The sequence below is a fragment of the Serratia sp. NA_112.1 genome, assembly GCF_052691715.1.
In genome coordinates this window covers 307,988-334,469 of sequence record NZ_JBQZFO010000004.1, presented here as the reverse complement: position 1 = coordinate 334,469, position 26,482 = coordinate 307,988, and the positions used below count along the sequence as shown (strand labels likewise).

21 protein-coding genes are annotated in these 26,482 nt (G+C 54.8%); 6 read left to right on the top strand and 15 right to left on the bottom strand.

The annotated features are described in order from the left end of the window. Window positions 1-2 precede the first annotated feature (2 nt). Genes mraY through mraZ form a run of 7 tightly spaced genes read right to left on the bottom strand, consistent with a single transcriptional unit; the run spans window position 3 to window position 7,436 of the window. Window positions 3-1,085, bottom strand: a complete 1,083-nt coding sequence (gene mraY, locus ACUTQ5_RS11660) for a phospho-N-acetylmuramoyl-pentapeptide-transferase (RefSeq protein ID WP_012005208.1) — start codon at window positions 1,083-1,085, stop codon at window positions 3-5. Continuing rightward, a complete protein-coding gene (murF, locus tag ACUTQ5_RS11655; protein ID WP_445651379.1) occupies window positions 1,079-2,440 on the bottom strand; it encodes a UDP-N-acetylmuramoyl-tripeptide--D-alanyl-D-alanine ligase in 1,362 nt (453 codons plus the stop codon). Before murF ends, mraY begins: the two co-directional genes overlap by 7 nt. Then, complete coding sequence (gene murE, locus ACUTQ5_RS11650; protein ID WP_445651378.1) at window positions 2,437-3,924, bottom strand: UDP-N-acetylmuramoyl-L-alanyl-D-glutamate--2,6-diaminopimelate ligase; 1,488 nt, start codon at window positions 3,922-3,924, stop codon at window positions 2,437-2,439. Before murE ends, murF begins: the two co-directional genes overlap by 4 nt. Then, window positions 3,911-5,674 (bottom strand): peptidoglycan glycosyltransferase FtsI, encoded by a 1,764-nt coding sequence (locus tag ACUTQ5_RS11645; protein WP_445651377.1) that lies wholly within the window; start codon window positions 5,672-5,674, stop codon window positions 3,911-3,913. The genes murE and ACUTQ5_RS11645 overlap by 14 nt, the downstream gene beginning before the upstream one ends. A gap of 42 nt (window positions 5,675-5,716) precedes the next feature. Beyond that, the gene (ftsL, locus tag ACUTQ5_RS11640; RefSeq protein WP_012005204.1) at window positions 5,717-6,037 is read right to left on the bottom strand and encodes a cell division protein FtsL; all 321 of its coding nucleotides are present in this window, start codon (window positions 6,035-6,037) and stop codon (window positions 5,717-5,719) included. Then, entirely contained in the window at window positions 6,034-6,975 is a 942-nt protein-coding gene (gene rsmH / locus ACUTQ5_RS11635) for a 16S rRNA (cytosine(1402)-N(4))-methyltransferase RsmH (protein ID WP_445651376.1), read from the bottom strand. The genes ftsL and rsmH overlap by 4 nt, the downstream gene beginning before the upstream one ends. Window positions 6,976-6,977: 2 nt before the next feature. Then, window positions 6,978-7,436: a division/cell wall cluster transcriptional repressor MraZ gene (mraZ, locus tag ACUTQ5_RS11630; RefSeq protein ID WP_135315101.1), complete on the bottom strand. Its 459-nt coding sequence runs from the start codon at window positions 7,434-7,436 to the stop codon at window positions 6,978-6,980. A gap of 871 nt (window positions 7,437-8,307) precedes the next feature. Here mraZ and ACUTQ5_RS11625 point away from each other — a divergent pair. Then, a complete protein-coding gene (locus ACUTQ5_RS11625) occupies window positions 8,308-8,748 on the top strand; it encodes an L-alanine exporter AlaE (RefSeq protein ID WP_445651375.1) in 441 nt (146 codons plus the stop codon). Window positions 8,749-8,781: 33 nt separating this feature from the next. Here the strand turns inward: ACUTQ5_RS11625 and cra are convergent, their stop codons facing one another. The 5 genes from cra to leuO form a co-directional block, all read right to left on the bottom strand. Next, window positions 8,782-9,786, bottom strand: coding sequence for a catabolite repressor/activator (cra, locus tag ACUTQ5_RS11620; protein WP_012005200.1), 1,005 nt, complete (start codon window positions 9,784-9,786; stop codon window positions 8,782-8,784). 216 nt (window positions 9,787-10,002) lie between these two features. Continuing rightward, the gene (gene ilvN / locus ACUTQ5_RS11615) at window positions 10,003-10,494 is read right to left on the bottom strand and encodes an acetolactate synthase small subunit (protein WP_004932806.1); all 492 of its coding nucleotides are present in this window, start codon (window positions 10,492-10,494) and stop codon (window positions 10,003-10,005) included. Between the two features lie 2 nt (window positions 10,495-10,496). Further along, entirely contained in the window at window positions 10,497-12,215 is a 1,719-nt protein-coding gene (gene ilvI, locus ACUTQ5_RS11610) for an acetolactate synthase 3 large subunit (RefSeq protein WP_445651374.1), read from the bottom strand. Window positions 12,216-12,532: 317 nt separating this feature from the next. Then, a complete protein-coding gene (locus ACUTQ5_RS11605; RefSeq protein ID WP_445651373.1) occupies window positions 12,533-14,341 on the bottom strand; it encodes an AMP-dependent synthetase/ligase in 1,809 nt (602 codons plus the stop codon). Between the two features lie 464 nt (window positions 14,342-14,805). Beyond that, the gene (leuO, locus tag ACUTQ5_RS11600) at window positions 14,806-15,753 is read right to left on the bottom strand and encodes a transcriptional regulator LeuO (RefSeq protein ID WP_445651372.1); all 948 of its coding nucleotides are present in this window, start codon (window positions 15,751-15,753) and stop codon (window positions 14,806-14,808) included. An 887-nt stretch (window positions 15,754-16,640) separates the two neighbouring features. On the opposite strand from leuO, the gene leuA reads away from it, so the two are divergent. The 4 genes from leuA to leuD are packed head-to-tail and all read left to right on the top strand — an operon-like array spanning window position 16,641 to window position 21,325. Next, window positions 16,641-18,215 carry a 2-isopropylmalate synthase gene (leuA, locus tag ACUTQ5_RS11595; protein WP_445651371.1) on the top strand — a complete coding sequence of 525 codons (1,575 nt, stop codon included), beginning with the start codon at window positions 16,641-16,643 and terminating at the stop codon, window positions 18,213-18,215. Window positions 18,216-18,217: 2 nt separating this feature from the next. Then, a complete protein-coding gene (gene leuB / locus ACUTQ5_RS11590; RefSeq protein ID WP_445651370.1) occupies window positions 18,218-19,309 on the top strand; it encodes a 3-isopropylmalate dehydrogenase in 1,092 nt (363 codons plus the stop codon). 1 nt (window position 19,310) lies between these two features. Further along, on the top strand, window positions 19,311-20,711 hold the full coding sequence (leuC, locus tag ACUTQ5_RS11585) for a 3-isopropylmalate dehydratase large subunit (protein ID WP_445651369.1): 1,401 nt from the start codon (window positions 19,311-19,313) through the stop codon (window positions 20,709-20,711). Window positions 20,712-20,722: 11 nt separating this feature from the next. Then, the gene (gene leuD / locus ACUTQ5_RS11580; RefSeq protein WP_445651368.1) at window positions 20,723-21,325 is read left to right on the top strand and encodes a 3-isopropylmalate dehydratase small subunit; all 603 of its coding nucleotides are present in this window, start codon (window positions 20,723-20,725) and stop codon (window positions 21,323-21,325) included. A 208-nt stretch (window positions 21,326-21,533) separates the two neighbouring features. Here leuD and ACUTQ5_RS11575 read toward each other — a convergent pair whose 3' ends face one another. The 3 genes from ACUTQ5_RS11575 to sgrT all read right to left on the bottom strand — a co-directional run bounded on the left by ACUTQ5_RS11575 (window position 21,534) and on the right by sgrT (window position 24,677). Continuing rightward, window positions 21,534-23,006 carry a DASS family sodium-coupled anion symporter gene (locus ACUTQ5_RS11575; RefSeq protein ID WP_445651367.1) on the bottom strand — a complete coding sequence of 491 codons (1,473 nt, stop codon included), beginning with the start codon at window positions 23,004-23,006 and terminating at the stop codon, window positions 21,534-21,536. Between the two features lie 141 nt (window positions 23,007-23,147). Further along, window positions 23,148-24,347, bottom strand: a complete 1,200-nt coding sequence (locus ACUTQ5_RS11570; RefSeq protein WP_445651366.1) for a sugar efflux transporter — start codon at window positions 24,345-24,347, stop codon at window positions 23,148-23,150. A gap of 156 nt (window positions 24,348-24,503) precedes the next feature. Continuing rightward, window positions 24,504-24,677: a glucose uptake inhibitor SgrT gene (gene sgrT / locus ACUTQ5_RS11565; protein ID WP_445651365.1), complete on the bottom strand. Its 174-nt coding sequence runs from the start codon at window positions 24,675-24,677 to the stop codon at window positions 24,504-24,506. Window positions 24,678-24,768: 91 nt separating this feature from the next. On the opposite strand from sgrT, the gene sgrR reads away from it, so the two are divergent. Then, entirely contained in the window at window positions 24,769-26,454 is a 1,686-nt protein-coding gene (gene sgrR / locus ACUTQ5_RS11560) for an HTH-type transcriptional regulator SgrR (RefSeq protein ID WP_445651364.1), read from the top strand. Window positions 26,455-26,482: the final 28 nt, after the last annotated feature.

Genomic DNA, 26,482 nt, shown 5'->3' with positions numbered 1-26,482 from the left:
AATTACCGCACCTTCAGCGTCGCCAGGCCAATCAGCACCAGCATCAGCGAAATAATCCAGAAGCGCACGATCACACGCGGCTCTGGCCAGCCCTTCAATTCATAGTGGTGGTGAATCGGTGCCATGCGGAAAATACGTTGTCCGCGCAGCTTGAACGACCCCACCTGCAAAATGACCGACAGCGTTTCAACCACGAACACGCCGCCCATAATCAACAGTAAAAACTCTTGGCGCAGCAGCACCGCGATAGTGCCCAGCGCGCCGCCCAGTGCCAGTGAGCCAACATCGCCCATAAAGACCTGGGCCGGGTAGGTGTTGAACCACAGGAAGCCCAGACCGGCACCCACGATGGCGGTACAGACAATCACCAGTTCACCGGCGTGACGCAGATAAGGAATGTGCAGGTAGTTGGCGAAGTTCATGTTACCGGTCGCCCAGGCCACCAGCGCAAATCCCGCCGCCACGAACACCGTTGGCATAATCGCCAGGCCATCCAGCCCGTCGGTCAGGTTGACCGCGTTACTGGTGCCGACAATCACAAAGTACGCCAACAGCACGTATAACAGGCCCAGCTGCGGCATGATGTCCTTAAAGAACGGCACAACCAGCTCGGTGGCTGGCGTGTCTTTTCCTACGGCATACATGGCGAAAGCAACCACCAGCGCAATCACCGACTGCCAGAAATATTTCCAGCGGGCAATCAGCCCCTTGGTGTCTTTGCGAACCACCTTGCGGTAGTCATCTACGAAACCGACGATGCCGTAGCCCACCAGGACAAACAGTACGCACCACACGTAAGGGTTGGACGGATAGGCCCACATCAGCACCGAAACGGTGATGGAGGTCAGGATCATGATGCCGCCCATGGTCGGCGTGCCGCGCTTGCTGAAATGCGACTCTGGACCGTCGTTACGCACCACCTGGCCGAAGGACATCTCCTGCAGGCGTTTAATCACCCGCGGCCCCATCCACAAGGAGAGGAACAGCGCGGTCAGCAGGCTGACAATGGCTCGGAACGTCAGGTAGGAAAAGACGTTGAAGCCGGAATAATATTTGACCAAATGTTCGGCCAGCCAAACTAACATGGTGCTTTCTCCTGTAACGCGCGTACTACCTGCTCCATTGCGGCACTACGTGAACCCTTAATTAACACGGTAATTACCGCATGTTCCGACAGTAATTCCGCCACGCGCGCGATCACTGCTGCCTTATCCTGAAAATGTTCGCCATTACTCGAAGCTTCAATCAGCACCTGGCTTAACGGGCCGACGCCCAATACCTTGTCGACCCCGGCCAACCGGGCGGCTTCACCCACCTGACGGTGACACTCTTCGGCTTCTGCCCCCAACTCAGCCATGTCGCCCACCACCATCACGCGGTAGCCAGGCATTTCCGCCAGTACCTGTGCGGCGGCGGTCATTGAACCGACGTTGGCGTTATAGCTGTCATCCAGCAGCAGTTGATGGTCAGAAAGCGCAATCGGGAACAAACGCCCCGGCACCGCCTGCAATTGCTTGAGACCCTGACGCACGGCCTCCAGCGATGCCCCGGCCGACATGGCCAGCGCCGCAGCGGCCAACGCATTGGCTACGTTATGACGACCCGGCAACGGTAGTGCAATCTCCGCAGTGCCGAACGGACTGTGCAGCCTAAACTGCGTGCCCTTACCATTCACCTGCACATCGCTGGCAAAGAAATCAACGCCTTCCGCCGCCTGCGGCGAGAAGCGCCAGACTATTTTGCCGTCCAGCATGCTCTGCCAGTGCGGCCAGTCGTTGTTGTCGGCGTTGAGGATCGCCACGCCGTCAGCCGGTAAACCGGAAAAAATTTCGCCTTTCGCCTGAGCGACACCGGCCAAAGAGCCAAAGCCTTCCAGGTGGGCGGCCGCCAGGTTATTCACCAGGGCGGTTTGCGGACGGGTTAATGCGGTGGTGTAAGCAATCTCGCCAATATGGTTGGCGCCCAGCTCAATCACGGCAAAGTCATGCTGCGGCTGTAAACGCAACAACGTCAGCGGCACGCCGATATCGTTGTTGAAGTTGCCGGCGGTATACAGCACTTCACCGCATTCACGCAGAATGGCCGCGGCCATTTCCTTCACCGAGGTTTTGCCCGATGAACCGGTTAACGCCACTACGCGAGTTGGAACCTGCTGGCGAACCCAGGCAGCAAACTGTCCCAGCGCCAAACGGGTGTCTTTCACCACCAGTTGCGGAACCTCCACCAATAAGCGCTTACTTACCAGCAGTGCCCCGGCGCCAGCAGCTATCGCATCAACAGCAAAATCGTGAGCGTCGAAACGCTCGCCTTTCAATGCCACAAACAGGCAACCTGCGGTTACCTGACGGGTATCTGTCGTCACCTCAACGATTTGGCAATCGGCGCCGAGCAACTCAGCGTCCAATACATCGGCCAGTGTCCGCAGAGAGACAGGGATCATGCTACTACCCCCAGCAGACGCGCGACGGTGGTGCGATCGGAGTAATCCAGACGGCGATTCCCCACCAGTTGGTAGTCCTCGTGGCCTTTACCTGCCACCAGTACCACGTCTTGTTCTTTAGCTTGCATGATGGCGCTGGTTACCGCTTCCGCACGACCGTGGATCACCAGAGCGCGTCCGGCGTCCAGCAGGCCAGTAAGGATATCGGCGATAATCGCCTGCGGTTCCTCGGTACGAGGGTTATCGTCGGTCACGACCACGCGATCGGCGAACTGTTCAGCGATACCGCCCATCAACGGACGTTTGCCTTTATCACGATCGCCGCCGCAGCCAAACACGCACCACAACTGCCCCACGCAGTGCAGACGCGCGGCTTCCAATGCTTTTTCCAGCGCGTCCGGGGTGTGGGCGTAATCGACCACTACCGTCGGTTTACCCGGCGCGTTGAACACTTCCATGCGGCCACAGACCGGCTGCAGCTGATTGCCGGTGGCAACCAATTTAGCCAGCGGATAACCCAACGACAGCAGCGTCGCCAGTGCCAGCAGCAGATTGCTGACGTTGAACGCCCCCATCAGACGGCTTTCAATCTCGCCGTCGCCCCAACTTGAGCTGAAGTGGATAGTGGCGCCGTTATCGTGATAGTTGACCGCGGTAGTCTTCAGCCAGCGACCATGGCAGCCTGGTTGCAGGTTATCCTGCATGGTGACGGCCACCGCATCCGGCAATTTGCTTAACCAGCGCTGACCGACTTCGTCATCGGCATTGATAATCGCCTGGCCCACTTCGTGACCGGCGAACAGCGACCACTTGGCCGCTTCGTAATTGGCCATGTCACCGTGGTAATCAAGATGGTCGCGGCTCAGATTGGTAAACACGGCAGCGGCAAACGGCAACGCCGCCACACGGTGTTGCACCAGGCCGTGGGAAGAGACTTCCATCGCGGCAAGGGTCGCGCCCTGATCAACCAGTTCGTTTAGCACGTGCTGAATATCTACCGCAGAACCGGTGGTATTCTCGGTTGGGCATACCTGACCCAGCAGACCGTTGCCCACGGTGCCCATCACTGCGCTGGTTTCACCGAGCAGTTGGCCCCATTGTGCCAGCAATTGAGTGGTGGTGGTCTTGCCGTTGGTTCCGGTGACGCCGACCAGACGCAGACGCTCTGACGGCTCCTGGTAAAAACGACCGGCCAGCGCGGAAAGACGCTGATTGAGCTGGCTCAGATAAATCACCGGCACGCCGTGCATTTCAGTCATAGCGCCGTCTTCAGCCTGACCTTCAGCTTCGGCAATCACAGCGGCAACGCCCTGCGCGATAGCCTGCGGAATATAGCGACGTCCATCTGCCTGATGGCCAACAACGGCGACAAACAGATCCCCGGCAGCCGCAATACGGCTGTCTAATGTCATTTCCCGCAGCGCGCACCCGGGTGCCGTTGGCACCCACGGAGCGAGTAAGTCGCGCAAATTACGATCGGCCACCTGAACCCTCTTTTCTGTTAATTACAAAATCGCTTTTCTCACCGGTAGGTAACGCGTCCGGTTCGACGTTCATGGTGCGCAACACGCCGCCCATGATGGCGCCAAATACCGGTGCGGAGATCGCACCACCGTAGTATTTCCCACCCTGCGGGTCATTGATGACCACCACCAGAGCAAAACGGGGATTACTTGCCGGCGCAACGCCGGCGGTATAAGCGATGTATCTATTGACGTATTTGCCGTCCGGCCCCACCTTTTTGGCAGTACCGGTTTTGATGGCAATTCGGTAGCCCTTGATCGCGGCTTTCACCCCACCGCCGCCCGGCAGGGCAACGCTTTCCATCATGTGCACCACGGTGCGCACCAGAGGTTCAGGGAACACGCGCTCACCGGCAACCGGTGGGTCAACCTTGGTAATCGACAGCGGACGATAAACGCCCAGGCTGCCGATCGTGGCGTAGACTCGCGCTAACTGTAACGGGGTTACCATTAGCCCATAGCCGAAAGAGAAGGTGGCCCTCTCTATGTCAGACCACCGTTGTTTTTTTGGGTATATGCCACTGCTTTCTCCGACCAGCCCCAAATTGGTCGCTTTTCCCAATCCAAAACGAGAGTAAGTATCTACTAACGCTGAGGACGGCATCGATAACGCCAGTCGTGAAACACCGACGTTACTCGACTTCTGCAAGACCCCGGTCAGGGAGAGTTCCGCATAACGCGCAACGTCCCTGATTTCCTTGCCGTTGATACGGTAAGGGACGGTATTGAGCACGCTGTTTTCTTTCACAATGCCGTGCTGTAATGCCGTCATGACCACCATAGGTTTTACGGTGGAGCCGGGTTCAAAAATATCGGTGATAGCACGGTTACGCATGGTTTCTTTCGGCGTACCGGCCATATTGTTCGGGTTGTAAGACGGGCTGTTGGCCATCGCCAACACTTCCCCGGTGTTCACGTCCACCAGTACCGCAGTACCGGATTCAGCCTTGTTGAACGCCACGGCGTTGTTCAGCTCACGATAAACCAGCGCCTGCAGACGTTCGTCGACGCTCAGCACCAGGTTATGCGCCGCCTGGCTGTCGACCGAAGAGATGTCCTCGATCACCCTGCCAAAACGGTCTTTACGTACGGTTCTTTCGCCCGGTTGCCCGGTCAGCCAGCGGTCGAAGCTCTTCTCTACGCCTTCAATCCCCTGACCGTCGATGTTGGTCACGCCGATGATATGCGAGGTCACCTGGCCGGATGGATAGTAACGGCGAGACTCCTGACGCAGGTAAATCCCCGGCAGTTTCAGCTTGTGGATATAGTCGCCAATCGCCGGGTTCACCTGGCGCGCCAGGTAGACAAAGCGCCCTTTTGGGTTGGCGTTAATGCGAGTGGAAAGCTGATCCAGCGGGATATTCAGCGCATCAGACAGCGCCTTCCAGCGGCTGTCCAGCGTTATGCCGCCGCGCTCATTGAGCTCTTTCGGATCGGCCCAAATGGCGTTCACCGGCACACTCACCGCCAGCGGCCGCCCTGAGCGATCGCTGATCATGCCGCGCGAAGTGGGCACTTCCTGCACGCGCAGTGAACGCATGTCGCCTTCTTTCACCAGGCGGTCCGGATTAATCACCTGCAGATAAGCCACACGCAGCATCAACCCAACCAACGCCAGCAAAATACAGCCGCACAGCAACGCAAAACGCCAGCTTACAAAGCTGGCCTGATCTTCCTGGCGTTTCAACTTACCGGGCCGTGCTGCTTTCATGCGTTCCCTTTCTACTCCGTGTAGTGATTTCAGTTAAATCATTCATTGTTTAACGATGATATTTTCCTGCGATGGATCAACATGTTGCATCTGCAGTTTTTCAGTAGCAATGCGCTCTACCCGACTGTGGTCCCCAAGAGCATTCTCTTCCAGAATCAGGTTGCGCCACTCAATGTCCAGAGCATCTCGCTCTAAAACCAGCTGCTCGCGCTCGGCGGTGAGCAAACGGGTGCGGTGCGCGGTAGTCACCACAAACACCGCTGACACCAACGAGGCAATCAGTAAAATCAACGGGATCTTGGCGTTACGCAGCAGATCGCCGCCAATCACCCCGACCAGGCCATGACGCTCGTTACCAATCACGCGGACATCCTCTCGGCAATACGCAGCACCGAGCTACGTGCGCGCGGGTTTTCCGCCACTTCAGCATCCCCAGGCATCATCTTGCCCAGCGCTTTCAGCGTGCGACCGCCCATACTGCGCAATTGCGCTTCGGTCAGCGGAATACCGGCCGGCACCTGAGCACCACGGCTGTGGTGGCGCATAAAGCGTTTAACGATACGGTCTTCCAGCGAGTGGAAACTGATCACCGACAGGCGCCCCTGCGGAGCCAGCACTTCCAGCGCGCCGTCCAGCGCACGTTCGATCTCTTCCAACTCACTGTTGATGTAGATGCGGATCGCCTGGAAACTGCGGGTTGCCGGGTGCTTGTGCTTGTCCCGGAACGGGCTGGCGTTGGCGATCAAATCGGCCAGCTGTTTGGTGCGAGTCATCGGGTCGACCTGATTTCTTTCCACGATGGCGCGAGCGATACGCTTGGCAAAACGCTCTTCACCAAAGGTTTTCAGCACCCAGGCAATGTCGTCGGCTTCCGCTTTCATTAGCCACTCGGAGGCGGACTGACCGCTTGAGGAGTCCATACGCATATCCAGCGGCCCATCACGCATGAAGGAGAAACCGCGCTCTGCGTCATCCAACTGCGGCGACGAAACGCCCAGATCGAGTAAAATACCGTCAATCTGCCCCACAAGTTCGCGTTCCCGCACATAGTGTGACAAATCAGAAAAAGGGCCGTGTACGATGCTAAAACGAGGATCTTCAATAGACTTGGCGGCTGCAATCGCCTGTGGGTCGCGGTCAATTGCCAGCAAACGCCCTTCCGGCCCCAACTGGGACAGAATCAGACGCGAATGGCCACCGCGGCCAAAAGTACCGTCGATATATGTGCCGTTACTGCGAATATTAAGGCCGTTAACTGCCTCATCCAACAGTACGGTGGTGTGTTTATAATTTTCCAACATGCTTATAGCGACAAGTCCTGTAGCCGCTCAGACAACGGTTCCTGAGTCGACTGTTCTGCGTCAATATCATCCTTGACTTGTTGATACCAGGTCTGTTCATCCCACAGTTCAAACTTGTTGAACTGCCCGACCAGCATCACTTCTTTGGTAAGCCCGGCGTGTTGGCGTAGCGTTGTCGCTAACAGCAACCGACCGGCGCTATCCATCTGACACTCACTGGCATGTCCCAACAGCAAACGCTGAACGCGGCGCTCGGCGGGATTCATACTCGACAGACGGGATAACTTTTGCTCAATAATTTCCCATTCGGGCAGTGGGTAAAGCAGTAGGCAGGGCTGATGGAGGTCAATGGTACAAACCATTTGGCCTAGAGATTGCTCGTTCAGCAATTCCCGGTAACGGGTAGGTACGGCAAGCCGCCCTTTGCTGTCGAGATTAACCATCGTTGCTCCACGGAACATGCCTGAGCTACCCCTCCACGACCGTTTTCACCACTTTACCCCACAAATTCCCACATAATGGAGTTTACGGAGGGTATGAAAACCTTGTCAAGCCAGAGCGCCAGCGCTTTGGCAATATTTCTTCGGCCATTTTGGGATCTGGCTCGCGAAAGGAACGCTATTTATTAGATGATTAAAAATTAACACCATGATAAACGGGGAGAAATTTCTAAGCGGAAAGAGCGTGATTAAAAACCTGACAAATTGGCGATTAATTAACTCAATACTTCCTTCTGCAATCGATGTCTCATTTTTTAGCTCGGCAATCACATCCCTGTAACCCGGTGCGACCCGCACCGGACAAGGCTCGGCGCAAACTCGCCCTAAAGCCGAACCAGGGCTTAAGCCATTGAGTTAATAACACTCAACGGTTATTAGGCTACAGGCCGGCCGCTATTTTACTTCAATTAAAGCCTCGGTGATAAGTTCACTGAAAAAATAAATGGCTCGGATATTACGAAGGGAGCTAATTTCGATTTAAATCAATTTATTGAGATTATTCTCAAAACACCTGTTTACAATTATGGTTTCATTTCCTTACATCATTTATTCCCACAATTTTTACTGTGAAAAAGCGCCCCCTCGCAAAAAATAATGCAACTCATTGTTTTTAATTGAATAGTTTGAAATCATCCACTTTTAATCCCTTCGCGCCATATTCCTCAGCCAGAGCTCAGCACAAAAACCACGCAACGCCTTTAAATAAAAATATTAAGCTACTTATCCAATTAAAGTCAGAATCGTAAACTACAAGAAGAAGAAAAAATAAAAATTAACAACCAAAAAACAAAAAATAAACAAAACATTAACAAAAAATCATGGAGATTGCATCATGCTTTCGCCTGTTGCTCACTGGCGCAGCGCCGCTGCCGATACTTTTGCACTGGTGGTGTACTGCTTCATCGCCGGCATGGCGATAGAAATGCTGGTGTCCGGTATGAACTTTCAACAATCACTCTCATCCCGTTTGCTGTCGATCCCGGTAAATATCCTGATCGCCTGGCCTTATGGGCGCTATCGCGATCTGTTTCTCCGTGTCGCCAGGCGCTTCCATCGCCAACCCTTTTTACTGCGTAACCTGGCCGATCTGTTGGCCTATGTCAGTTTCCAATCACCGGTCTATGCCGCCATCTTGTGGAGCGTCGGTGCCGATGGGCAACAAATCATCACGGCGGTGATCAGCAACGCCGTGGTATCAATGGGAATGGGCGTGGTGTATGGCTATTTTCTCGAATACTGCAGAAAGTTGTTCAGGGTGGCGGGCTACGTGTGAAGCAGGAGCGCAACGGGGCGCTCCTGTTTGGGTTTACTTCCGGCTAAGGCTGCCGCGGCGGAACAAATTACGGCGGATACGCGTCAGACCCGGTTTGGGTTTACGCGGCTCATCCAGGCTGGCCAGTACCAGTTCAAGTACCCGCTCAGCCACGTCACGGTGGCGCTGAGCGACCGCCAGAACCGGACACTCGAGGAAGTCCAGCAGCTCGTGATCGCCGAAGGTGGCGATCGCCAGGTCGGTCGGCAAACGGCCACGTTGCTTCAGCGTCACATCCATCACACCTTGCAGTAAAGAGAATGAGGTAGTGAACAACGCCTGGGGCATCGGATGGGTTTTCAGCCATTCGGCAAACAGCACGCCGGCCGCCTCACGCTCATAGCTGTTGGCATACAGATAGTCGACAGGTCGTTCGTCATCCTGCCAGGCTTCGCGGAAGCCCTGCTCACGCAGGAAGCTGACGGAAAGCTCCGGCAATGCTCCCAGATACAGTACCGACTCCGCCGGGAAGGTGCGAAGTTCTTGCGCCAGTGCGAAGGAATCCTCTTGGTCGGCCCCTACCACGCTGATGAAATGCTCGCGATCCAGCGCCCGATCCAGTGCGATAATTGGCAGCGGATCATTGGCCCAGCGCTGATAGAACGGATGCTCCGGCGGCAAGGCGGTAGAAACGATTAACGCGTCGACCTGGCGTTGCAGCAGATGCTCAATACAGCGCATTTCGTTATCCGGCTGATCTTCCGAACAGGCAATCAACAGTTGATAACCACGCTGACGGGCCTGACGCTCCAGATAATTGGCGATGCGGGTGTAGCTGGTGTTTTCCAGATCCGGTATCACCAGACCGATTGAACGAGTTCGCCCTGCGCGCAGCCCTGCCGCGACGGCATTCGGGTGATAGTTGTGCTCCCTGACCACGGCCATCACTTTTTCGACGGTTTTATCGCTGACACGATACTGCTTCGCCTTGCCGTTGATGACATAACTGGCCGTGGTGCGCGAAACGCCTGCGAGACGGGCGATTTCATCCAGTTTCACGTTAACCCCTTAATGACGCTGAAAATAGAAGTGAAAATCATGCTCGGATTAACCATCGCATCCTGTGCGGTTATTCAATCCAGCCTCTGCGATCTAACCGCAGAAAACACTACCTAGCAACCGCTTTTGCCGAAAGGTGCCAGCAAACGGGCAAAAAACCCCGAAAAACAAAGGGCGCAGCCTAGCCGCGCCCTTAGATTATGCCAATATCACGCCTCAGCGCATGATTTTATCGCCGCGCGACACGCCGACCACACCGGAACGTGCCACTTCAACAATTTCGGCCACTTCACGCACCGCGCTCAGGAACGCATCCAGCTTGTCGCTGGTGCCCGCCAGCTGAACGGTGTACAGCGTGGCCGTGACGTCAACAATTTGACCGCGGAAAATGTCGGCGCAGCGTTTCACCTCTTCCCTGCCATAACCGCTGGCCTGCAGCTTCACCAGCATGATTTCACGCTCAACGTGAGCACCCTGGACCAGTTCACTAACGCGCAGCACGTCCACCAGCTTGTGCAGCTGTTTTTCGATCTGCTCCAATACCTTCTCATCGCCGACGGTTTGAATCGTCATACGTGACAGAGTGGGGTCGTCGGTCGGTGCTACCGTCAGGCTTTCAATGTTGTAACCGCGCTGAGAGAACAAACCCACCACACGCGATAACGCACCGGATTCATTTTCCAGCAATACAGATAAAATACGGCGCATGATCAGGTCCTCTCCGTTTTGCTTAACCACATTTCGTCCATGCTTCCACCACGAATCTGCATTGGGTAAACATGTTCGGTTTCATCGACGGTCACGTCGACAAATACCAGGCGCTCTTTCTCGGCCAGCGCCTGAGCCAGTTTGCTTTCCAGTTCATCCGGCGTGCGAATGGCGATGCCCACGTGGCCGTAAGCCTCGGCCAGTTTGACGAAGTCCGGCAAGGAATCCATATAAGACTGGGAGTGACGGCCGGAATAAATCATGTCCTGCCACTGCTTCACCATGCCCAGATAGCGGTTATTAAGATTCACTACGATCACCGGCAGGTTGTATTGCAGCGCGGTGGACAGTTCCTGAATGTTCATCTGGATACTGCCGTCGCCGGTGACACAGACCACGGTTTCGTCAGGTAGCGCCAGCTTCACGCCCAGCGCCGCTGGCAGACCAAAGCCCATGGTGCCCAATCCGCCGGAGTTGATCCAGCGGCGTGGTTTGTCGAACGGGTAATAGAGTGCCGCGAACATCTGGTGCTGACCGACATCGGAGGTGACATAAGCGCCCCCCTTGGTCAACCGATGCAGGGTTTCGATCACTGCCTGCGGCTTAATGGTGCCGCTGTTTTTGTCGTAGCCCAGGCAATCACGCGCACGCCACTGTTCGATAGACTGCCACCAGTCGCGCAACGCATCGTGGTCCTGCGCTTTATCTTCCTGCGCCAGCAGCTCCAACATCTGGGTCAACACCTGTTTGGCGTCACCGACAATCGGAATATCGGCGTCTACCGTCTTGGAAATTGAGGTAGGGTCGATGTCGATGTGCAACACGGTAGCGTTCGGGCAGTATTTGGCCAGGTTGTTGGTGGTGCGATCGTCAAAACGCACGCCGACGGCAAAGATCACGTCAGAATTATGCATGGTTTTGTTGGCTTCATAAGTCCCATGCATGCCGAGCATTCCTACGCTCTGCCGATGCGTGCCGGGGAAGGCGCCTAACCCCATCAGGGTACAGGTGACCGGCAGATTCAGCTTCTCCGCCAGTTCCAGCAGCTCAGCGTCACAGGCCGAGTTGATCGCCCCGCCACCGACGTACATAACAGGCTTTTTAGCCGTCAGAATGGTGTGCAGTGCTCGCTTGATCTGCCCGCGGTGCCCTTGCACCGTCGGGTTATAGGAACGCATGCTCACTTCCTGCGGATAGGCGTAAGGCATTCTCACTGCCGGGCCCACGATGTCTTTCGGCAAGTCGATCACCACCGGTCCAGGGCGGCCGGTTGAGGCCAGATAAAAAGCCTTTTTCAGTATGCCGGGAATATCTTCGGTACGTTTGACCAAGAAGCTGTGTTTCACCACCGGGCGAGAAATCCCGACCATGTCGCACTCCTGGAAGGCATCATAGCCAATCAGCGAGCTGGGAACCTGACCGGAAAGCACCACCATCGGAATGGAGTCCATATAGGCGGTTGCAATACCGGTGATCGCATTGGTCGCTCCAGGGCCAGAAGTCACCAGCACTACCCCCACCTCACCGGTCGCACGCGCATAGCCATCGGCCATATGCACCGCACCTTGCTCATGGCGCACCAATATGTGGTCGATCCCTCCGACCGTATGCAGGGCGTCGTAGATATCGAGTACCGCCCCGCCCGGATAACCGAATACATGCTTAACGCCTTGATCGATCAACGATCGGACGACCATCTCGGCTCCTGACAACATCTCCATGGGTTTGCCTCCAGGCTAACTTATTCTTATCTGGCACCGGAACGTGGCACCTGTTGTGGGGCAATACCCCAAAATTTTTATGGATTGACTATAACCCATTAACATAACGTCAGAAGATAAGGCAGGCAAACGGCAAAATGGCACAACAAAAGAAAGGTTACTAGCAACGGGCTGGGGATCGGGGATTTACAAAAACAATGCACTAGCCGCCGGCAAATCGGGCTAGGCATTGTTTCAGTCAGGTGGAGAATTACAGAACTATATCAGGCAAGAATGATGTTGATTTTTTAACCGGATTATCTGCCCCGGCAAAAGAATTAAGTCTTATCCTGGTACATCGAGTCAATCTCACTCTGGTAGCGCTGCAAAATCACCTTACGACGCAGCTTTAGCGTTGGCGTCAGCTCACCCAACTCCATCGAAAAGGCCGCCGGCAGCAGGGTAAACTTCTTCACCTGTTCGAACCGTGCCAACTCTTTTTGCATCTCACGCAGACGGCTTTCGAACATTTCCAGAATATGGCTGTGGCGCAGCAATTCAAGCCGATCCTGGTATTTCAGGTTGATGGATTTGGCATATTCTTCCAGCGATTCAAAACTGGGCACAATCAAAGCGGAGACAAATTTGCGGGCATCCGCGATAATCGCCACCTGTTCGATAAAGCGATCCTGCGCCAGCGTGCCTTCAAGCATCTGCGGCGCAATATACTTGCCGCCGGAGGTTTTCATCAGATCCTTAAGACGCTCGGTGATAAACAGATTTCCCCCTTCATCTATGGCACCGGCGTCACCGGTCTTCAACCAGCCATCTGCAGTAAAGGAGGCGGCGGTTTCCAGCGGCTTATTGAAATAACCGCGCATCACCACCAGGCCACGCACCTGAATTTCATTTTCCTCGCCAATACGCACCTCAACCCCTGGCAGCGGTTTACCAATCGAGCCAAAGCGGAAATTGCTCTCTTCCCAGCAGGAAACGGTGGCGCAGGTCTCGGTCATGCCATAGCCATATTTGATGTTAATGCCCATCGCCTGGAAAAACAGAATGACGTTGTCGTCCAGTTTGGCACCGGCGGCCGGCAAAAAGCGCACCCGCCCACCGAGGATCCCGCGCAGTTTGCTCAGTACCAGTTTGTCGGCCCAGCGGTAGGAAAGATCAAACAGCTTGCCCAGTGGTTTACCGGCGCGTTCCTGTAAAAACTTGCGTTCACCACAGACAATCGCCCAATGGAACAGAGCCCGACGCAACCAGGGGGCTCGCGCAACTTTCTCGTGCACCGCACTGAAGATTTTTTCATAGAAACGCGGTACCGCGCACATCAGCGTCGGACGTACCGCCGTCATGGCTTCACGCACCCAATCGGTATTCGGCAAAAACACGTTTTGCGCGCCGGAATGCATAATGAAGAAGCTCCAGGCACGTTCGAAAACATGCGACATCGGCAGGAAACTGAGAGAGACATCTTCTTCATTTACCGTCAGCCGCTCATCGTGCAGATAAAGCTGTGCCGCTAGGTTACGGTAATCCAGCATTACCCCTTTGGGTTCGCCGGTGGTACCGGAGGTATAGATCAGCGTAAACAGATCCTGCAGGCAGCAATCGGCAATGCGTTGCTGTAACTGCGATTCAAACGCCGCCAGATCTGCTTCGCGCTCAAAAGTACTCAGGTGTTGAGCAATCTCACAACCGCGCAGATCGGCGGCGTCATCAAATACAATAATGTGGAGCAGTTGCGGGCAGACACCGCGCAACGCGATGGCGGCGTCCACTTGAGCCTGCTCGCCAACGAACAGAATGCGGATATCGGCGTCATTAATGATAAAAGCCGCCTGAGCCGGCGTATTGGTGGCATACAGCGGTACGCTGACCCCACGTAACCGCAGCACGGCCAAATCCGCCAACGACCAAGCCATGCAGTTATTGGCAAAGATCGCGATACGTTCCTGCACGTCGGTCCCCAAAGCCAGCAGCGCACTGACGATACGGTTGATATGCGTATCGACCTGTCGCCAGGTCAGTTGGCTCTCGCCGCTGGGAGACCATTGGCGAAAAGCTGTGCGGTCGGCACGCTGGGAAATTTGGTGCTGTATACGGTGAGTTAAATGGTATTGCAGCAGATTATTGATCATAGCGCCCTGAGCCTGAAATGAATCAAACAGTTAGCGTTGAGCAGGACATCTGGCTCTGCATCTCAGCTTACACGTGCTTACTTTTTTTCGCGCAGTCTACCTACTCCGCGGCGGCGGGAAAAGAGATTTCAGCGTAGAAGTGTGAGCTAAAAATCAGGTTATTTTCACCGCATCCTCCAGTTGGACAGAGGGGCGATGAAAAGGTTTTATTTAGCTCACAAAATGGGTGCTCGACAGGCAGCGAGGTAAACAGATAAAAAAACCAGATGGAATAAATATCTCAGCAGATAATTTTATAATGATATTTTTTAATGAAACTATCGAAATCTTTCGGAAGCGGTTAATTTAGCACAGGTAAGCCAAGATTTATCTTAGAAAAAAACCAAGACAATTCTTAAAAAACGTACGGAAAAATTATTCCCCCAATGGAAAAAATACCACCTCGGGGGTAATAATAGGCTGATTTATTCAGTCAAATCAGACTGGCCAAGCATCACTTTCATCCATTGATGTCCCTTATCCCGTTCAACCGACTCATGCCAGGACAGATAACAGGTCACCTTGTTTTCATTCCAGGGTAAAGGAATAAAACGCAGCTGCAAGGATTCAGCCTGCTGTCGAGCAAGCCAGGCTGGAACAATGGCGATCATGTCAGTACTGGATACTATATTCAGTACGCTGTATAAATCAGTACATTGTTGAGCCACGACTTGTTGCATGGCTTCTTCTATATAGTAGGGTTTACTGAAAGAATAAAAACTCTCGAGTGAAACCACCGCATGTTGCTCCGCCAGGATTTGTTCCGGCGTGATGGACTTTTCTATCCTCGGATGTTTCCTAGAAAGCACCAGCACCAACTCGTCATCAAAAAGCGCCATACTTTTAAACTCTGAAGACTCAAAGCTGGCATAGCCAACAACGAACTCAACCTCCTGGTAGCGCAATTGGTTATCGATGTTATTGGTTATATATGACTTTATTTTTAAATGGGTATGAGGCGCAATTTCCCTCATGTGATTGATTATGGTAGCCCCCAAACGCAAATCAAGCGGACTGCAAATGGCGATGGAGAAGACTCGCTCACTGGTAAAGGGTTCAAACTCCGCGCCGGGCAACTCATTTTGCACCAGCTGCAACGCCTGACGAACCGGCCCAAACAGTTGCTTAGCCCGCACTGTGGGCTGGATCCCACGCCCACAGCGGACGAACAACTCGTCATTAAACATCAGCTTTAAACGTGCAACGGCGTTGCTCACTGCCGGCTGCGACATCCCCAAAAAGCTCGCCGCCCGGGTAATGTTCTGCATCTGCATAACGGCATCAAACACGGTGAGCAAATTCAGATCGACACTGCGCAAATGCAGTTCGCTGGTTTCTTTATCGATAACAACTTCTGAATTACATTCCGACATATCCCACTCCACTAAGTCCTGTGTAGATAATTCCCCGCGTGTAATAAAATGACAAGACATCGCCAGATAAATTTCGCACGGTAGAATTAGTTATCTCTTGCTCCATTCATTTAAAACCGAGCTCAAGAATCATCCTATATAAAAACATGGTTAATATTTTTTATAATACATATCAAGTTTATTTTTTCTACCTGCGAGTGATTTCGCACATCATAAAAATAAATCCTGTGCAATAGCCCATCACCACACTATCACTTAGCACGTAATCATTTATATTTAATCGTTAGGCAAAAAACAACCTGCATAATCACACCCTATTTATTAGCACCCCATAGTTTTCCAACAACCGGTCAGCATTATTAATGATTCATAAAATACATAACTTACAACAACACATTGACGCCGAGAATACGAAACCAACACTTTTAGTTTTTGGCTAGCACGCCTTCAGCAGATTTGCATCTTTAATTTTAACCAAATCAACATCAGAAGCAATTGCGGCGTTATATATTCATTTAATTTATGCTAACAGGCTCGCAAATCCTTCCTTACTTTTTATCTGACAATGCCATTTTTTACCGAACTATCCTCTGTTCATAATCCCCGTTAATCTGAAGGTAAAGGAGTACCCTCATTTTCAATCAGGTGTTGACATCACCAAGCCAATAACGTATCAAATTAGGCAACGAAACTATTTTAGAGAGCTGAACCGCCATGAACTCTACTTTCCGTCTACTAGGCCTACTACTCAACGCATCTTGTTTGCGCGGTATGCCGGTGGACGCAGTTCAGAACTGATTCAGCCCACCTCATAACAAACCCGCGCTACTGCGCGGGTTTTTTTTTACCCGCTTAGCGTGAAATAAACACGATAAGGAACCACCCTGATGAGCCAACAAGTCATTATTTTCGATACAACGCTGCGTGATGGTGAACAAGCTCTGCAAGCCAGCCTGAGCGTGAAAGAGAAGATTCAGATCGCGATGGCGCTGGAAAGAATGGGTGTCGACGTCATGGAAGTCGGCTTCCCGGTCTCCTCGCCGGGCGATTTTGAATCTGTGCAAACCATCGCCCGCCAGATTAAAAACAGCCGCGTATGTGGCCTTGCCCGTTGTGTGGATAAAGATATCGACGTCGCAGCCGAAGCGTTGCGCGTAGCCGAAGCCTTCCGTATTCACGTGTTCTTGGCCACCTCAACCCTGCATATTGAATCAAAATTGAAGCGCTCGTTCGACGAAGTGCTGGAGATGGCGATCCGCTCGGTGAAACGCGCCCGTAATTACACCGACGACGTAGAATTCTCTTGTGAAGACGCTGGCCGTACACCAATCGATAACCTGTGCCGCGTGGTAGAAGCCGCCATCAATGCCGGTGCCACCACCATTAACATTCCTGATACCGTGGGTTACACCACGCCGAACCAGTTTGGTGGCATTATCACTACCCTGTATGACCGCGTACCGAATATCGATAAAGCCATTATCTCTGTGCACTGCCACGACGACCTGGGTATGGCGGTCGGCAACTCCATCGCCGCGGTGCAGGCAGGTGCTCGCCAGGTAGAAGGCACCTTGAACGGCATTGGTGAACGCGCAGGCAATACCTCGCTGGAAGAAGTGATCATGGCGATCAAAGTGCGCCAGGACATCATGAACGTGCATACCAACATCAACCATCAGGAAATCTTCCGCACCAGCCAAATCGTCAGCCAGCTGTGCAACATGCCGATCCCGGCCAACAAGGCTATCGTGGGTTCCAATGCCTTCGCCCACTCCTCTGGCATTCATCAGGACGGCGTGCTGAAAAATCGTGAGAACTACGAAATAATGTCGCCACAGACCATCGGTCTGAAAGATGTGCAGTTGAACCTGACCTCTCGTTCCGGCCGCGCTGCGGTGAAACACCGAATGGAAGAGATGGGCTACCAAGAACAAGACTACAACCTGGACAATCTGTACGCCGCCTTCCTGAAACTGGCCGATAAGAAAGGTCAGGTATTCGATTACGATCTGGAAGCTCTGGCTTTCATTAATAAGCAGCAGGAAGAGCCCGAGCATTTCAGCCTGGACTACTTCAGCGTGCAGTCAGGCAGCAGCATCATGGCCACCGCATCGGTGAAACTGATCTGTGGCGAAGAAGAAAAAGCCGAAGCGGCCACTGGCAATGGGCCGGTTGACGCAGTTTATCAGGCCATCAACCGCATTACCGGTTATCCCATCGAACTGGTGAAGTACCAGTTAACCGCCAAAGGCCAGGGCCGTGACGCACTGGGCCAGGTGGATATCGTGGTGTCCTACAACGGCCGCCGCTTCCACGGCGTGGGTCTGGCGACCGACATCGTGGAATCCTCCGCCAAGGCGATGGTGCACGTATTGAACAACATTTGGCGCTCCCAGCAAGTAGAAAAAGCAAAACAGCGCCTGCAGCAAAGCAAACATCAAAATAATCAGGAAACGGTGTGAACATGACGAAGACTTACCACATTGCCGTCTTGCCCGGAGACGGAATCGGCCCGGAAGTAATGGTCCAGGCGCGTAAAGTGTTGAACGCAGTGCGTCAGCGCTTTGATATCCGCATCACCGAAGCAGAGTATGACGTCGGTGGCATCGCCATCGATCGCCATGGCAGCCCGCTGCCCCCGGCCACCCTCGCCGGTTGCGAGCAGGCCGACGCCATCCTGTTCGGCTCGGTCGGTGGCCCGAAGTGGGAACACCTGCCGCCGGCGGAGCAGCCTGAGCGTGGCGCTTTGCTGCCGTTGCGTAAGCACTTCAAATTGTTCAGCAACCTGCGCCCTGCCCGTTTGTATCAGGGGCTGGAAGAATTCTGTCCACTGCGCGCCGATATCGCCGCCCGCGGTTTCGATATTCTGTGCGTGCGTGAACTGACCGGCGGCATCTACTTTGGCCAGCCGAAAGGCCGCGAAGGCCAGGGCCAGCAGGAACGCGCCTTCGATACCGAGGTGTATCACCGCTTCGAGATCGAGCGTATTGCCCGCATCGCCTTCGAGTCTGCCCGCAAGCGCCGCAACAAAGTGACCTCGATTGATAAAGCCAACGTACTGCAAAGCTCCATTTTGTGGCGCGAAGTGGTTAATCAGGTCGCCCAGGATTACCCGGACGTGTCGCTGTCACATATGTACATCGACAACGCCACCATGCAGTTAATAAAAGATCCGTCCCAGTTCGACGTTCTGCTGTGTTCCAACCTGTTCGGCGACATTCTGTCCGACGAATGCGCGATGATCACCGGCTCGATGGGCATGCTGCCTTCCGCCAGCCTGAACGAACAGGGCTTTGGTCTGTACGAGCCGGCCGGTGGCTCAGCGCCGGATATCGCGGGTAAAGGCATTGCCAACCCGATAGCCCAGATCCTGTCTGCCACCCTGCTGCTGCGTTACAGCCTGGGCGCTACTGAGGCGGCCGACGCCGTTGAGCAAGCCATCAATCAGGCACTGGAACAAGGTTACCGCACCGCCGATCTGGCCGGTGTCGGCCCAGCTATCAGCACCGATGAAATGGGTGACATCATCGCCCGCTTTGTCGCTCAGGGGGCATAACATGTCTAAAACTTTATATCAGAAATTATACGATGCCCACGTGGTCTACTCAGCGCCGGAAGAAACCCCGCTGTTGTATATCGATCGCCACCTGGTACACGAAGTGACTTCACCGCAGGCCTTCGACGGTCTGCGCGCCATGGGCCGAAAAGTGCGTCAGCCGGGCAAGACTTTTGCCACCATGGACCACAACGTCTCTACCCAAACCAAAGACATCAACGCCAGCGGCGAGATGGCACGCATTCAGATGCAGGAACTGATCAAGAACTGCGAAGAGTTTGGCGTATTGCTGTATGACCTGAACCACCCGTACCAAGGCATCGTGCACGTGATCGGTCCGGAACAGGGCATGACGCTGCCGGGTATGACCATCGTCTGCGGCGACTCCCACACCGCGACTCACGGGGCTTTCGGTTCGCTGGCGTTTGGTATCGGCACCTCCGAAGTGGAGCACGTGTTGGCAACCCAAACCCTGAAGCAGGGCCGCGCCAAGACCATGAAAATTGAAGTAACCGGCGACGCGGCCGATGGCATCACCGCCAAAGACATCGTGTTGGCAGTGATCGGCAAAACCGGCAGTGCCGGCGGCACCGGCCACGTAGTGGAATTCTGTGGCAAGGCCATTCAGGCGTTGAGCATGGAAGGGCGTATGACGCTGTGCAATATGGCGATCGAAATGGGTGCCAAAGCCGGGTTGGTTGCGCCGGACGACACCACATTTGATTACCTGAAGGGCCGTCAGTTTGCCCCCACCGGCGACAACTGGGAACAGGCCGTTGCCTCCTGGCGCACGCTGAAATCCGATGACGATGCCAAATTCGATACCGTTGTCACCCTGCGCGCGGAAGACATCGCGCCACAGGTGACCTGGGGCACCAACCCTGGGCAGGTTATCGCCGTCAACCAGACCATCCCCGCCCCTGAGTCGTTCAGCGATCCGGGAGAGCGTGCCTCGGCCGAAAAAGCCCTGGCCTATATGGATCTGAAACCGGGCATCAAACTGACAGAGGTACCGATCGATAAAGTCTTCATCGGTTCCTGCACCAACTCACGCATTGAAGACTTACGTGCAGCGGCGGCCATCGCCAAAGGCCGCAAGGTTGCCAGCGGTGTTCAGGCCATCGTGGTGCCAGGCTCCGGCCCGGTAAAAGCGCAGGCGGAAGCCGAAGGCCTGGATAAAATCTTTATCGATGCCGGTTTTGAATGGCGCCTGCCGGGCTGTTCGATGTGTCTGGCGATGAACAATGACCGCCTGAACCCCGGCGAACGCTGTGCCTCCACCAGCAACCGTAACTTTGAAGGGCGTCAGGGCCGCGGTGGGCGTACTCACCTGGTCAGCCCAGCAATGGCCGCAGCGGCTGCTATTGCCGGTCATTTCGCCGATATCCGTGATATTCACTAAGGAAGGCTACCGTGGCTAAATTTACTCAACATACTGGTTTAGTGGTGCCTTTGGATGCGGCGAACGTCGATACCGATGCCATTATTCCAAAACAGTTTTTGCAGAAGGTGACGCGCACCGGTTTTGGTAAACACCTGTTTAACGACTGGCGTTTTCTGGACGATGCCGGCCAGCAGCCAAACCCGGAGTTTGTACTGAACAAACCACGCTACAAAGGTGCCAGCATTTTGCTGGCCCGTGAAAACTTCGGCTGCGGCTCATCACGCGAGCACGCGCCCTGGGCGCTGACCGACTACGGCTTTAGAGTGGTGATTGCCCCCAGCTTTGCCGATATCTTCTACGGCAACTCACTCAACAACCAGCTGCTGCCGGTTAAGCTGAACGAACAGGATGTGGAAACGCTGTTCCAGCTGGTAGCTGGCAATGAAGGCATTGAATTTGAAGTTGATTTGGAAAACCAGACGGTCAAGGCCGGTGGCAAAAGCTATCCGTTCGAGATCGACAGCTTCCGCCGCCACTGCATGATTAACGGGCTGGACAGTATCGGCCTGACGCTGCAGCACGAAGCGGATATTTCCCGCTACGAGGCGCAGCAGCCCGCGTTTCTGAACTAATCATCTTCTAATACCCTAAATAATTGGAGCTGTGGCAAGGCGGCAAGTTTGTGACAAATCGGTCGGGAACCGATTTGAACAGCGCTTGCGCTGGCCTGAAGGGTGAGCCTCAGGGACGAGGCTCATAATCCCCCGGAGCTTGGCTAACCCAAGTGACGGGGGTGCACTTACGCAGCCAACACGGCGGCAGCTTCAAGTATGACGGGGATTACCAGTACCCCAGCCACTTCCACCATGCCCCGCCAATCAATATCCAAATCAGCAGGTTGACCACGCTCATCACAAAACCGGCTTTCCACCACTCACCCAAGGTCGCATAGCCGGAGCCAAAGACAATCGGTGCCGTGCCGGTACCATAGTGGGTCAGCGACATCATCAGCGAGGAAGAGAATGCCAGAATCAGGCCCAGCAACGCAGGCGGAGCACCGAGTGCAATCCCTGCGGCAAAGAACGCGGCAAACATGGCGGTGACGTGCGCAGTGGTGCTGGCGAAGAAGTAATGCGAATACAGATAGATGAGGGTCAGCAGGATAGTGCCGCCAACCCAACTCATCCCCATATGATCAATCCCACTGCCCACGGTTTGTGACAGCCAGCCGATCAACCCCAACTTGCCGAGGAAGCTGGCCATCATCACCAGCGCGGAGAACCACACCACCGTGTCCCAGGCTCCCTTGTGTTTGAGTACATCTTCCCAGCTCAACACCCCGGTCGCCAGCAGCACCGCCAACCCAATCAGCGCCGCCGTGGTTGGGTTGACCGCCAGCGCCGGGCCGAAGAACATCGCCGGAATACCGGCCCACAGCACCAGCAGCAGAGCAAACACCGCCAGAGTGATTTTCTCCGGCAGCGTTACCGGCCCCAGGGCCTGGAGCTTTTCACGGGCGAAACGCGGCGCGTCCGGGGTGCTTTTCACCTCCGGCGGATAGATTAGGTAAATCACCAATGGCATGACAATCAATGAGCACAATCCCGGCACCAGTGCCGCCACCGCCCACATTGACCAGGACAGCTCGAAGTTGCCATGGGTACCCTTGGCAATCAGGCTGACGATCAATGGGTTCGGCGCGGTAGCAGTGATAAACATCGCCGAAGTGATCGGGTTGATATTGTAATTTACCAGCGACAGATAGCGACCAATCTTGCCGGAGGTATTGAGCTCGGGTTTGGAGCCGAAGCTGTCGGCAATCGACTTCATGATTGGATGGATAATCCCGCCGCCACGCGCGGTGTTACTTGGGGTCACCGGCGCCAGTGTGGTTTCCGCCAGCGTCAATGCATAGGCGATCCCCAGCGTCTTTTTACCGAACAGCGAGATAAAGTAATAACCGATACGCGCCCCCAGCCCGGTTTTGTTCAGGCTGAGTGAGATCATGATCGAAAAACCAATCAGCCAGATCAACTGGTTGGAAAATCCGCTGAGCGCATCATTGAGCGCAGCACCGGGTTTGCCGGGGTTGGTGACGCCGGTTACCGCCACCAGCGCGATCGCCACTACCGAAACAGCACCGATAGGCATGGCTTTACCGATGATGGCGATGATAGTACCGATAAACAGCGCCAGCAGATGCCAGGCATTGGGGTCCACGCCTTCGGGAACGGGGATCACAAACCAGATAAGCAAAGCGGCGACGACGGCACACAGAGAAGGGACGGACTTGAGCGGCGTTAGTTTATCCATAACATACCCACTTTTCTAAACGGATCGGCATCTTGGCTGCAAGATGGGCGGGAACGCGCTCATCGCGTTCCGGGTCCGTTCAGTTTGGGGGACTGGCGTAATGTTCTCAATGACATGCGTCAAGGATGGTGACGTTTAAGCTCACACTTCCCGCACGCGGGCACTCATCCACAGCGCCGCTACCGCCAGCAGAGTCGCCAACCAGTAAACCGCATAGTGCCCTAGGTTCTCCACCAGCCCCCCCTGCAGCACCCCGGCCAGGATCACCCCGGTGGAAATACTGTTGGTAAACAGCGTGGTTGCCGCGCCCGGTCGCCCCGGCATCAGGTCCTGGAAATAGAGCATGCCAATACCGGCGATGATGCCAATAAATATGGCGTTGAACAGCTGTAGCACCATCAGCGCCAGCTTAAATTTAAACACCACCAATCCGGCATAAAACAGGATACCGGCCACCACGGCAAACAGCATCATATTGCGCTTGCCGAACTTTTTTACGTAATAACCCGCCAGCAACATCGCCGGGATCTCCAGCCCGGCGGCCGTGCCCATCAGCAGCCCGGCAAGGTTTTCCGGCAGACCCAGATCGGCGGTGATATACAGCGGCATATCGATGATATACATGGTATTGCAGGTCCACATCAGCATCGAGGCAATAAACAAACGACGTACATCACGGTTGCGCCAGGTGCTGACGGGGGCAATCGGAGCCGAAGCAGTAGCGTTCAACGCCGTACTACTCTGCTCCGCACGTGGCACCGAAGGCAGGGTAAACCACACCAGCAATGCACAAATCGCGAAGGTCGCAGCGGCAATCATGAACATCACGGTAAATCCGTAGTTCAGCGCCAGCGTAAACGACAGCGGCGGGCCAATCACCCAGGCCAGCGACAGCTGCGCACGCATCACCGAGCTGAACATCACCACTTCGCGCGCCGAACTGTCGGCATATTCTCGTGCCAGCGCAAAAATCTGCGGCATCGCGGTATTGGCAATCGCCGACAGCAAGACCCCGGCGGTGATCAGCGTCAGGTAGTCACGGTTAAAGGCAAACAGCAGGCAGTTACCAACCGCCATCAGGCAGCACAGCAAAATCAATTTACGTCGATCGCCGCGCGTATCCGAACGCTTGGCCAACAGGAAACTGACCGCAATGCCGACAATTGCGTTAACGGTATAAAACAGACCAACCCACAGCGGCCGCACCTTAACCTCTGTGGTCAGGAACAGGCTCAGCGTCGGCGCCAAAAGCGCGCCGGCAATGCCGGAAAGAAAGGCAATCAGCAGGAATGCGGCAAAGACTGGATTAAAGCGGCGTGGCAGCCAGCGCTGACGTTTCATCTCTTCGTTCCTGACCCTAAAGCGGAAGACAGAACCTTAGGCTACGGTGACAAAATTGCAAGAACATCCCCGCGGCCGAGAATAAAAAAACCAGTGGGTATGACCCCACTGGCTGGTGAACAACACCATTACTCAGAAACCTTTTCTACCTGAGCCTCACAGGTGCTCACGGTATTGCTTATCCGTCATGGAGTGGATGTCCCACTGGGTCAGATGGGCCAGCATCTCCAGCCGCACCTGTTCAGGCACCAGCTTCAACCAATCGGCCCGCTGGCGACGTACCGCGCTGAAATAGCGCTGATAGAACTGTTTTGACAAGAAAACTTTCATCCGTCGCCCTCCCCCCTTTCATTGAGGAAAATTATCGGCGTAATATAGGGAAAGATAAATTGATGGGTTGATGCCGGAGCGTTCCTCTTTTATGTCCACCTCCAGATTGCAACTGCAGTTCATTCGCCTGTGGCAGCGCTGCCACGGCGAGCCGACCGAAACCACCCTGCAGGAGCTGGCCGAAGTGCTCAGCTGTTCGCGCCGCCATGTGCGTTCGCTACTGGGTGCCATGCAGCACCAGGGCTGGTTAACCTGGCAGGCCGAGTCCGGGCGCGGCAAGCGTTCGCGGCTCACCTTTCACTACACCGGTCTGGCACTGCAACAGCAACGGGCGGAGGAATTGCTGGAGCAAGACCATATCGATCAACTGGTGCAACTGGTCGGCGATAAAAACGTCGTGCGCCAGATGTTGTTGTCCCAACTGGGACGCAGCTTTCGTCAGGGGAAACACATCCTGCGGGTGCTCTACTATCGCCAGTTGTATAACCTGCTGCCCGGTTCGGCGCTGCGGCGCTCGGAAACCCATCTGGCACGGCAGATTTTCAGCGGCCTGACGCGCATAAATGAGGAAAACGGGGAACTGGAGTCTGACCTTTCGCATCATTGGCAGGCTTTAACCCCGCTGCACTGGCGTTTTTATCTGCGCCCGGCGATTCATTTTCACCATGGGCGCGAGCTGGAAATGGAGGATGTCATCAGTTCGCTCAATCGATTGATGCCGCAGCCGTTGTTTTCCCATATTGAACGCGCGACCTCACCGACGCCTTATGTGATCGACGTGCATCTGCACAGTCCCGATTACTGGCTGCCGTGGCTGCTGGGTAGCGTGCCCGCGATGATCCTGCCGCGCGAATGGCAGAGCCTGCCGGATTTCTCACGCCACCCGGTGGGTACCGGGCCATATAGCGTGGTACGCAACCACCGCAGCCAGATGACAATCCACGCCTTTGACGATTACTTTGGCTACCGCGCGCTGATCGATGAGGTGAATATCTGGGTACTGCCGGAAGTGACCGAAGAACTGGTGCATTCCGGCGTCCAGTTGCAGGCCGACGACACGGGTAAAAACGAACTGGAAAGCCGGCTGGAAGAAGGCTGTTATTTCCTGCTGTTCGATCAGCGTTCGCCTCTGGCGGCCGATCCGGCCATTCGCAGTTGGCTATGCGAGTTGATCAACCCTATTGCGCTGCTGAGCAATGCCGGACCGGTTTATCAACGCTATTGGTCACCGGCCTACGGCCTTCTGCCGCGCTGGCATCACAACCGCGCACTGGCGCAACTACCCAAACCTGACGGGCTGGCCGAACTGACGCTGACTTACTACAGCGAGCACTCGGAGTTCCACGCCATTCAGTTGGCGATCGAACCCCTGCTGGCGCAGCAGGGAATCAAGCTGAAGATACAAGTCGTGGATTACGACACCTGGCATAAAGGCGAAGCCAGCAGCGATCTGTGGCTCGGCAGCGCCAACTTCTATCTGCCGCTGGAGTTCTCGCTGTTCGCCACCCTGTATGAACTGCCGTTGATGCAGCACTGTATGAATGAAGATCTCGCTGAGGACGCCGCACTGTGGCGCGCCAATAGCCTGCCGCTGGCCGATTTTTGCCAGCGCCTGGTCAGCCATCATCAGTTACACCCGCTGTTCCACCACTGGTTGCAACTGCATGGCCAGCGCAGCATGCGCGGCGTGCGGATGAATACCCTGGGCTGGTTTGATTTTAAATCTGCCTGGTTTGCGCCGCCGGAAGCAGAAGCGCCTTTCACCGACGCCCGTTAGTCTTTACAATGGCGCCGTCTCAACGGGG

Coding starts and splice junctions, on each gene's coding strand:
- leuA (WP_445651371.1), top strand. CDS start 16,641: ATGAGCCAACAAGTCATTATTTTCGATACAACGCTGCGTGATGGTGAA.
- ilvI (WP_445651374.1), bottom strand. CDS start 12,215: ATGGAGATGTTGTCAGGAGCCGAGATGGTCGTCCGATCGTTGATCGAT.
- ACUTQ5_RS11645 (WP_445651377.1), bottom strand. CDS start 5,674: ATGAAAGCAGCACGGCCCGGTAAGTTGAAACGCCAGGAAGATCAGGCC.
- ACUTQ5_RS11605 (WP_445651373.1), bottom strand. CDS start 14,341: ATGATCAATAATCTGCTGCAATACCATTTAACTCACCGTATACAGCAC.
- rsmH (WP_445651376.1), bottom strand. CDS start 6,975: ATGTTGGAAAATTATAAACACACCACCGTACTGTTGGATGAGGCAGTT.
- sgrT (WP_445651365.1), bottom strand. CDS start 24,677: ATGAAAGTTTTCTTGTCAAAACAGTTCTATCAGCGCTATTTCAGCGCG.
- ACUTQ5_RS11625 (WP_445651375.1), top strand. CDS start 8,308: ATGCTTTCGCCTGTTGCTCACTGGCGCAGCGCCGCTGCCGATACTTTT.
- leuC (WP_445651369.1), top strand. CDS start 19,311: ATGTCTAAAACTTTATATCAGAAATTATACGATGCCCACGTGGTCTAC.
- sgrR (WP_445651364.1), top strand. CDS start 24,769: ATGTCCACCTCCAGATTGCAACTGCAGTTCATTCGCCTGTGGCAGCGC.
- ACUTQ5_RS11575 (WP_445651367.1), bottom strand. CDS start 23,006: ATGGATAAACTAACGCCGCTCAAGTCCGTCCCTTCTCTGTGTGCCGTC.
- ACUTQ5_RS11570 (WP_445651366.1), bottom strand. CDS start 24,347: ATGAAACGTCAGCGCTGGCTGCCACGCCGCTTTAATCCAGTCTTTGCC.
- ilvN (WP_004932806.1), bottom strand. CDS start 10,494: ATGCGCCGTATTTTATCTGTATTGCTGGAAAATGAATCCGGTGCGTTA.
- mraZ (WP_135315101.1), bottom strand. CDS start 7,436: ATGTTCCGTGGAGCAACGATGGTTAATCTCGACAGCAAAGGGCGGCTT.
- leuO (WP_445651372.1), bottom strand. CDS start 15,753: ATGTCGGAATGTAATTCAGAAGTTGTTATCGATAAAGAAACCAGCGAA.
- leuB (WP_445651370.1), top strand. CDS start 18,218: ATGACGAAGACTTACCACATTGCCGTCTTGCCCGGAGACGGAATCGGC.
- murF (WP_445651379.1), bottom strand. CDS start 2,440: ATGATCCCTGTCTCTCTGCGGACACTGGCCGATGTATTGGACGCTGAG.
- mraY (WP_012005208.1), bottom strand. CDS start 1,085: ATGTTAGTTTGGCTGGCCGAACATTTGGTCAAATATTATTCCGGCTTC.